The organism is Mesorhizobium sp. M0018 (genome assembly GCF_040323955.1).
Classification (GTDB): Bacteria; Pseudomonadota; Alphaproteobacteria; order Rhizobiales; family Rhizobiaceae; genus Mesorhizobium.
Window position 1 is genome coordinate 1 of sequence record NZ_JAMYVL010000059.1, and the last position, 8,340, is coordinate 8,340.

Annotated in this window: 9 protein-coding genes and 2 pseudogenes; 6 read left to right on the plus strand and 5 right to left on the minus strand. The window is 57.9% G+C overall.

The window, feature by feature from the left end; genetic code table 11:
- Together NKJ81_RS32115 and NKJ81_RS32120 are read left to right on the plus strand one after the other, a co-directional pair.
- Nucleotides 1–1,255 (plus strand): hypothetical protein (locus tag NKJ81_RS32115; RefSeq protein WP_352542930.1); only part of this gene is annotated, 1,255 nt, incomplete at its 5' end.
- 169 nt (nucleotides 1,256–1,424) lie between these two features.
- Nucleotides 1,425–1,703, plus strand: a complete 279-nt coding sequence (locus NKJ81_RS32120; protein ID WP_352542931.1) for a hypothetical protein — start codon at nucleotides 1,425–1,427, stop codon at nucleotides 1,701–1,703.
- Between the two features lie 10 nt (nucleotides 1,704–1,713).
- Here NKJ81_RS32120 and NKJ81_RS32125 read toward each other — a convergent pair whose 3' ends face one another.
- From NKJ81_RS32125 to NKJ81_RS32145, 5 genes and pseudogenes are all read right to left on the minus strand, one after another.
- A complete protein-coding gene (locus NKJ81_RS32125) occupies nucleotides 1,714–3,210 on the minus strand; it encodes a site-specific integrase (RefSeq protein WP_352542935.1) in 1,497 nt (498 codons plus the stop codon).
- 33 nt (nucleotides 3,211–3,243) lie between these two features.
- Nucleotides 3,244–3,420 (minus strand): annotated as a pseudogene (locus NKJ81_RS32130) (DUF6538 domain-containing protein); the annotation flags it as partial.
- Nucleotides 3,421–4,376: 956 nt separating this feature from the next.
- Nucleotides 4,377–4,595: a hypothetical protein gene (locus NKJ81_RS32135; RefSeq protein ID WP_352542932.1), complete on the minus strand. Its 219-nt coding sequence runs from the start codon at nucleotides 4,593–4,595 to the stop codon at nucleotides 4,377–4,379.
- 34 nt (nucleotides 4,596–4,629) lie between these two features.
- Entirely contained in the window at nucleotides 4,630–4,875 is a 246-nt protein-coding gene (locus NKJ81_RS32140) for a hypothetical protein (protein WP_352542936.1), read from the minus strand.
- Between the two features lie 244 nt (nucleotides 4,876–5,119).
- Nucleotides 5,120–5,281 carry a hypothetical protein gene (locus NKJ81_RS32145; RefSeq protein ID WP_167522729.1) on the minus strand — a complete coding sequence of 54 codons (162 nt, stop codon included), beginning with the start codon at nucleotides 5,279–5,281 and terminating at the stop codon, nucleotides 5,120–5,122.
- A 224-nt stretch (nucleotides 5,282–5,505) separates the two neighbouring features.
- Between NKJ81_RS32145 and NKJ81_RS32150 the strand changes: the two genes are divergently transcribed.
- The 4 genes and pseudogenes from NKJ81_RS32150 to NKJ81_RS32165 form a co-directional block, all read left to right on the plus strand.
- A complete protein-coding gene (locus NKJ81_RS32150; protein WP_029356805.1) occupies nucleotides 5,506–6,177 on the plus strand; it encodes a Crp/Fnr family transcriptional regulator in 672 nt (223 codons plus the stop codon).
- Between the two features lie 222 nt (nucleotides 6,178–6,399).
- Nucleotides 6,400–6,863: pseudogene (locus tag NKJ81_RS32155) on the plus strand (DUF4062 domain-containing protein).
- 517 nt (nucleotides 6,864–7,380) lie between these two features.
- Nucleotides 7,381–7,650 carry a hypothetical protein gene (locus tag NKJ81_RS32160; protein WP_352542933.1) on the plus strand — a complete coding sequence of 90 codons (270 nt, stop codon included), beginning with the start codon at nucleotides 7,381–7,383 and terminating at the stop codon, nucleotides 7,648–7,650.
- A 437-nt stretch (nucleotides 7,651–8,087) separates the two neighbouring features.
- Nucleotides 8,088–8,340 (plus strand): PIN domain-containing protein (locus NKJ81_RS32165; protein ID WP_352542934.1); only part of this gene is annotated, 253 nt, incomplete at its 3' end.

Sequence of the window (8,340 nt, forward strand, 5' to 3'; positions counted from 1 at the left end):
GCTGTCTTTGGCACTGCAGGCCGCCTCGTCGGCCACTTCTACATCCACAACGCCGACGATTCAGGCTTCGTTTGCGAAAGAGCCTGACTTCTTCAACAGCCTGCTAGAAGGTAGCAATCACTCGATCCCGTTTGCCCAGCTGGAAACATGGGCTACCGAACTGTCAATAAGCAAAGCGTTTCACGAGCCGCTCACCATCATGCCGCGCCCCAAGGAAGGCAAGAAGGGAGAATGGCGGCCCATCGGGATGTCGGGACGCCGCCGCACGGCGCAACAGCTCATCTTGCGCGATGTCCTGTCAGCGACCGTCGGCGATAGTCCCAACGACAGCACCGTCAAGGGCGCGGGCGGGGAACGTGCATTGTTCGAAGCACTTCATGCGGAAATCGAAAATGGCTATCTGTGGTGGGCCAGCCTCGATGTTCGCGACTACTTTCCGTCCCTGCGACCCGGTCATCTGGCGGGATTTCCACTGTCGAAGTGGATGATCCAAAATCTTGCGTTTCTCCCGCCAGAAACCTCGATCAGGTTCATTGATCCAAAGTACGGCATTGAGCTCTCTGAGCAGGTCATACTCGAAGGTGATGATGCTGATCTGCCTCTAGGCTATCCATACTCGATGGGCAGCATAGGGTCGAAGCTCAAAATGGTCCGGCAGGGATTAATACAGGGCGACGTCTGCGCGCCGCAATTCGCGCGCATGGTCCTGGGACGGGAACTCCGTCGTTCGACGGAGAAATGGGATGTCGTTTGGGGTACCCACCTCGACAATATCCTAATTGGTGCGCGCGCAAAGTCGGAAGCAAAGGCGTCAATTCAGGCCCTAGCCCATCGGCTTATGAGCCTACCTGCCGGACCCCTTGAGCTTCATGAACACGAGATTAGGCACATCAACGACCACGTTTTCTTCCTAGGCTATCGCGTAAGCCGTGGAAAAGACGGTACCTTCTATACCCGTCCCGCCCTTGAGCGGTTTGATCGTCTCCGCACGCGCCTGCTTTCTCGGCTCGGCAACAGCATCGCGTATGAAAAACAAGACCTCGTGGCAGTTGCAGTGGACTACGCAAGGCGTTGGTTCGCTGGGCACCCGGCGTGGGATAAATCCGCCGAGAGCTGGCACTATGTCATGGCTGAAGTCCATTGGTGCGTGAACCGATTCATTCTCGATGAACTGACCAAGGGGATCGGCAACTGGCACATCGAGGACCTTGACCAAGACTTTCTACCAGCCGGAGGAGACAATGGTCTTTTGTGAATGCGCCGACCCTCGGGTAGCTGTCCTTGCACAACAATTGCGAAACATCTCTCGACGAAAGGAAGTTATTTTTCACGGTACGAGGTACCCGCGCAGGATCCTCATCGACGACACGCTTCTCTATAACCGATCTGAACGTCCCGCGATATCATTCACAAGAGACCCTCGCGTGGCCGCGTACTGGACGTTCGTCGAACGCGATGATGACGAGCAAGATGGTGCTGTGTTTGTCTTCGACCTCCAGAGGTTGCGTGCTCGCTACCGGCTTGAGCCGGTTCACGATCCTGTCTGGGATATCTGCTATCCGCAGAACGACGAAGCCGAAGAGCAAGTTTGGGGGCGCGACATCGCCAACATTCATTCCTATCTTATCGGTGTAGTGTGGTCACGAGCAAACGATACACTCGCGATCAGTCGTCGGCATCTAGCGAAGGACATGACAACATAGAACGCCAGCCCTACGGTTCCGGCTCTTGCTTGGCCGGCACCGCCTCGAACGGATAGTCGATCCGATCAATCGCCTTCTTCATCACCGACAAGGTCGGCCCAGTTCCGTAGCCTGCGTGAACATCGTTGTTGGCATGCCCCATCAATGCCTTCGAAACGTACTCAGGGGTTTCTACCGCCTGCAGCGCGTCCTTAAAATTGTGACGAAACGAGTGGAACGTCGTGTCTTTGGTACGCACTCCGATCTGTCGGGCGAAACGCCCCCACCATTTCGAGAAATTGTGGCTGTAGTAGCCATCCTTTCCCTTTTCGATATCGGGGAAGAGCCGTCCCGACCCCTTCGCCTGGTCGAGAAGGCCGAGGTCGATAAGAACCTTATGAATAGGCACTCGGCGCACGCTGGATTGTGATTTTAACGTCTTGTCCTCGTCCTTCGACACATCAAAATAAGCGATACCGTCCTGCGTCTTTGTGTCGGAGATCAGAAGCTGGATGATCTCCCCCATCCGCATGCCACTGTACAGCGCAATTAAAGGCACCCAGAATTTGCCATCACGACTTATCAACGCTCCGGGTTTATGGCGTACCTTCTCCGACTGGTGCCCCGTGTAGAGCGGGGAGCCGAAGATTGCCTGCAACTGCTCTTTTGAATATGGCTTTCGCTTCTCTCCGGCATCGACATTGGCTGATCCAGCAATCTTCACGCCCTGACCAGGCACCTTGTCGAGATAGCCTTCTTGGTTGGACCAGATCAGGAACTGCCGGAACATGGTGAAATACTTGTCTTGCGTCTTAAGAGATAGTACCGGTCCGCCGGTGTTTGCCGCTATAGCCTCTTTGGGGCTGATGCCCTTGTTCGCGGCCAGTTTCATGTAATTGGGCGGGAGGGAGCCAAGCGCGTCGCGCATGGCCTTCACGTCCTCGATATCTAACTTTTTGATGAGTTTTTTCTCGCCGATGATCGACTTCGCGAGCGACAACACCCGACCGGCGTCGGCTGCCGTCTTCTTCACCCAGTCGTGCTTGGCCTTATAGGCATGGAACAGGGCCGCTATCGACGCCAGCGTTGGTTCGGGAGGTGCCACCGTCTCATCGCCGGCAACGGCAGGCGGATCGGTTACGACGATCCCGGCGAACATCGGGTCCTTGGGCGCAGCCTCGTGATAGTTACCGGCCAGCATGGCAGCAAGAATGCGGGCGTTTTCGTGGTCCGCTCGCAGAATGCCCTGACAGAGCTGCTGGAACCTCTCTGACGCGGGTGCAAGCTTTCTCGGGAGGATGGTGCCTAGAAGCGCGTGAGCCTCTGACTGGACCGACACCGGCCATGACCGATGGGCCAATTGAGTTTCCAATTCCTGCATCCGGTTTACGAGATAGCCAATTTCCCCCGCCTGATCGTACCGATGGTCCCTCGGGAGAATATGGGCGAGTTCGATTGACTGGCTAAGAGCATGCTTAAAATAGCCCTTGATGAGACCGTGAATGTCTTCCGAGGTCAGGTCAGGCATATGGGGTAGCCTAAGCAGAAACATGTCCAGTGCGTTGCTTAGGCTGGTCCCTCGCAGTCTTGCGACAAGAGGGTCGGCTGTCCGCAGCGAGACCTTGATCTCATGCCCTATCAGCCGATGCGTCAAGTGCCGTGGTATCGCCATCCGGAAGTAGTAGGTATTGGCTCGTCTGACGACACGTGGCGTGGATCGTGGCACGCCATCCTCCATTCTGGTCCAGGTTTCTGTACCAGGTCGGAGAACTGCCTAAAGTTCATCCCTAAAAGCGAAGATAAACCAGAGAGGTAGGACATTGCTGGCGGAGAGGGAGGGATTCGAACACCGCGCTTGGAAAAGGGTCCCTCTCGCGTGCAGGCCGCTTACTCTGGGCGGCAGAGTGCCCTTCCGCGCTTCGCCAAACCTGCCGTGGGAAATGCCTTGCCGTTTTTTCCGGCGGGGCTTTGATCAGATCGTGACTATTAGTGATTTATGCTGGAACTGGTTGCGGAGGTTAGAGTCGGACCTATTTGCGCCGATTAAGAAGTCCCGTCAGCAAACGAACTCGGTTACAGCACTGTATCGGCGGTATCCCTCTACCGACTCGAACCGCGACCGTTTCTTAGTCGCGCCTACCGTTTTGCACGCCCTCCTCTGCCCAGCCGTGGCGGAAGGTTGAACCAGTTGGGCGACTGCTAGGTTCCGGACTGGAGGTAAGGTCGCTCGCTGAAAGCACGGCAGGTGGCATGCGGCACATGCGCGACAACGGCGGCGGAGGGTTTGAGAGGGCCGGAGCCCCGACAGCTTTCGGCAGTTCGAACGATATAGTCGAACGGCCGAAATCGGGGCGCAAAGCTGCCATTAAGCACAAAGATAACAAAAAGCATCGGCGATCGGCTGAAGCCGCTCCTTCTCAGTCTGCTGGCGAACCGCGTAACCGGGGCAGATTTCCGGGCGAAGGGGTTTGCAGGCGAGCGCGTTCGTGATTCACCCTATGCGTGACGCTACCACCGACTGATTCGTTTGAAGGCTGTCGCTCGCGGAACTCCGCGGGTTGGTTACTGCGCTGATCGGCGAAGTGCGCGGTCCAAACATGTTCGAAGTGGTCGATCGCAGGGCCGCGTCGCACGGTGCAGAAGGCCATGCATCGTTGATTATGCGCAAACTGCTATCGCGCGCCTAGTCGGAACTCACGCATCGAACAGTACATCACGTCTTCCGTCCCCAGCGCACCGGCGGCCTCCCCGCTCGCAATCCAAATAGACGTCTTTCAGCTGTTTGATTGGCATGTCAGCGTGAGCGAACGCAAGGTCCTGAGCGTCAGAAGCCGACAATGAAGCCGGACTGATTGCGATCAGCACGGTGCCGAGCGTCACAGGCGCGAGGGACTTAACAACTGACATGATCATTTTGAGATCCTCCCCAGCTCCCGTCGGTCAACATTCAGTCCTTGGGGTCGCAGGTGTAGTGCCGTTCGAAGGTCCCGTCCGCGCGCCGCTGCTTGTCGAAGCCGATGTAAGGCTCGATCGCGCGCTCGTGGACCAGCCAAAGGGGATCTCGGCCGAGGTGTAGCCACTGCCGGCGGCCAACCGTTTCGGGATCGAGGCCGAAGCGATCCTGGTGCGCTCGATCGTCGTGCCGGCCGCGCCTGCCTCCGCATGACGGATGGCGCGGCTTCGCAAATCGCACATGATTTCGTCACGTGAGATGCCGATGTCGCCAAGGACGTCATCGGGTAAACGGCTCAACTGGTCCGTTGCCGACAAGAGAGCTTTTCGCTCGGCGCGGAGGCGTAACCACCTGCGAAATGGACCAATGGCGGCAGCATGAATTATAACCATGATCAGATCGTCCCTTCATTGATCTGAATTGACCGGTACGGAACGGCGCGAACGGCACTCCGGGCGAGAGCGTCAGCCGTCCGCGAGGCAAATTAGGCGTAGTGGTCGATGGATTGGTTTTGCCGCGGCGTGCCCATACGGCGGGCGGTGGCTGGCCCCGGGCCACGCATGTAATAAAGCTCCGGGCGGTAGCGCGGCGCGACGAATTTGCGAAACCCCGCAGCAAGTTTTGTGACGGGAGCCAAGAATTTCATGACTGTTCCCTTTCCCTTCGCCGGCTTTCACACGAGCCGGCGGGCCTGACGTTGCAACAAGGATATGACAGTCGAACCAGGCTCGGCTGTGGGAATTCCCACACCGGGGAAAACATTGGCGAAATCCGCTCCCAGTTTGCATCCCGGAAAGCGGGGCCTGCGGCCATCAAATTTCCTTGGATAGGGAGTAAGGTGAAGTACACTTGATTGAACAAGAGACCGTTGTGACAGGCTCTCTGGCCTTCATCTCAAGACTTTGCGATGCCGACCTCGCCGCGCTGACCAAACGGTGGCACGAGCGCAGCTATCGACACAACGAGCTAATCATTTCCCACGGCGACACTGGTCGCGATGTCTTCTTCCTGCTGGAAGGACGGGCTCGCGTGACACTGGTTTCAGCGGACGGCAGGGAGATAGCGTATCGCGATGTCGAACCGGGCGACATTTTCGGGGAGCTCGGAGGCATTGACGGGATTGCACGCTCTGCCAGCGTAGTCGCGCTGGAGGCAACCCGCGCTGCACGGCTGTCCGGCACAGCATTCCGGGATATCGTGATGACCCACCCGACTTTTGCCTGGATGCTGCTTGAGCATCTGTCTGCCCAGCTCCGGCGCATGACCGAGCGGGTATTCGAATACAGCACTCTGGTCGTGCGAAAACGGCTGATCGTCGAGCTCCTGCATCGGGCGGAGAAAGCCGCACTCGTGGACGGCGAGGTGTCCATAAGCCCGGCACCGACGCATTCCGAGCTGGCGGCAACGATGAGCACGCACAGGGAAGCGGTCTCGCGCGAAATGAGCGACCTCGCCAAGAGAGGCCTGATCGAAAAGCGCGGCAGCAGGTTATTGCTGCATGACGTCTCGGCACTACGGGCGCTGGTCGACAAGAAGGAATAGCGAAGGCTGTCGCTGCGGCGGGGGGCACCGCACGTTTCATGCTCCTCGGCCGCAAGTGATTATTCCTTCCGGCAAACCGGGCAACCTAGCGTGCCAGCGCGCGGGTCGGGCTTTGATCGCTTCACCCCTTGCAAGAATCATGACTCGGCTTCTTGATGCGGGCACGGCGTTATCCCCAGCCTGCTTGCAGACTTACAAGGGCGGATCGAAGGGTGAAGCCGCATGGACGTTAAATACCAGATCTTCGTCAGCTCGACCTACGCCGATTTGGTGGACGAAAGACGGTCGGTCATCGAGTCCGTTCTTAACCTCGGGCATATTCCTGTGGGATGGAGGCATTCCAAGCCAGCGACGACACTCAATGGGATTACATCAAGCGGCGCATCGATGACAGCGACTACTACGTACTCATCGTAGCAGAGCGGTACGGCTCAGAGTTGAAGGGTAAGAACTACACCCAGAGGAGTACGAGTACGCCGTCGCCCAAGGCGTGTCTACCGGTGGCGTTTTTGCTCGAAGGCGGTGCTCGCAAGACGTGGGCCGCGGAAAAGGTCGAGTTCGATAAAAAGGCCAAACTCGAGAGATTCCGAAAGCTATATGAAAAGAAGCTCGTCAATATTGGCGCAACAAGGACGATTTGGCGGGTAAGGTTGCGATGGCTATTAGACGTTATGACCGTGGTCTGAGCGGCCGCCCGCCCTTAGTCTTTGCAGCTGTTAAGCAAACGGGGGTTGCTCGGGAGTGCCGAGCCGAGCCCCAAGCGAAGAAAGGACGAGCCATGGAGCAAGATAACGTTTTTTACGTCGGTGTCGATGTGTCGAAAGCCAAGCATGCTGTCGCGATTGCCGAGGGCGGACGCGGTGGAGAGGTCCGGTATTTCTGCGAGGCGTTCCCCGCGCGCCGTCACGGAACGTCGTAGCCGTGAAGCCGAACCGTGCCGGTCCCGTCATCATGAACAAGCGTCACCTCGCCAGTCATCGTGATAGTGTCGCGTTCGGACAGTTTCGCCATCGGCATCGCCCTCGCAAAGGCCGCCGCTGAACTGGACGTGGAAAGCGCCATCATCGACGGTGAGATCGTCGTATTGAACGAGACTGGCCTGTCTGACTTCGGAGCCTTGCGGAAAGCCATCACCCGACGCCAGCACGACCTCTATTCGTCGCCTTCGATCTTCTGCATCTCAATGGTCACGACCTGCGCGACATGGCGCTGGAGGACCGCCGCGAGATCCTTGCCGAGATGATCCCGGACGGTGGCCGTATCCAATTCAGCCAGGCGCTTCCCGGCGAGGCTAAGGCGATCTTCCCACCTGATAGACCAGGCGGGGCTCGAAGGCATGGTGTCGAGGCGCAAGGACAGCAAATACCGGAGCGGCAATTCGACGGCTTGGCTCAAGACCAAAGGCTTACAGCATCGATGAATACGAGTTGCTCGGCGTCGAGCGTGAACCCGGAAAGCCGGCTTTCGCCCTAATGGCCGAGCGTGGCACAGGCCGCTGTGTCGGGAGCGACTTTATCACCTTGAACCGGGAGATGCGGGAACGCCTCTGGGAGCGCGTACAGGAGCATTCTGGGCCCGCGCCAAATGATCGGCTAATGCTCATGGACAAGGCCGCCTATCTGGACTTCGTGGTCGAGGTCATCCGCCGATCAACCATATCTCGTGCCGACATGTCAGCCCTGTAATCTTGTCGTTCCCAGGTTTGGCCTCATCCAGCATGGCATGCCCGCTCTTCTGTGTGTATCGAGGGCATTGAGCGGCGTGATGATCAGCAAGACAAGTTCAGTTGCCGCGCTGTCGTAGTGTGGCGTGCAAATACTTGAGCACTGCGATTTGGAATTCCCAAGCCAGGCAATTTACGAAAAGCTCCGTCCTCTTGCAATATCGCACGCGATATCAAATATGCCTGCATGAGACTGCTTCTCGATACGGCGACCATGGTGGCGGCGATCCGAAGTGACGCTGGCGCCTCGCGCCAACTGTTGGTGGCGGCTTTGGAGCGCCGGCTGACGCTCATCGCTTCGGTGCCGTTGATGATCGAGTACCAGGCGGTCATGACAAGGCCCGAGCACCTTGAGGCTTCCGGCCTGTCGGCTGAGGATGTGAGCGCGTTGCTAGATGCCATGGCGGCCGTCGCCGAGCCGGTTCGCCTTCTCTTCCTCT

What these genes read in the sequence shown, in the direction of transcription:
- NKJ81_RS32125 (WP_352542935.1), bottom strand. Translation starts at nt 3,210, where the DNA reads ATGCCTGACCTGACCTCGGAAGACATTCACGGTCTCATCAAGGGCTAT.
- NKJ81_RS32135 (WP_352542932.1), bottom strand. Translation starts at nt 4,595, where the DNA reads ATGATCATGTCAGTTGTTAAGTCCCTCGCGCCTGTGACGCTCGGCACC.
- NKJ81_RS32145 (WP_167522729.1), bottom strand. Translation starts at nt 5,281, where the DNA reads ATGAAATTCTTGGCTCCCGTCACAAAACTTGCTGCGGGGTTTCGCAAA.
- NKJ81_RS32160 (WP_352542933.1), top strand. Translation starts at nt 7,381, where the DNA reads ATGGCGCTGGAGGACCGCCGCGAGATCCTTGCCGAGATGATCCCGGAC.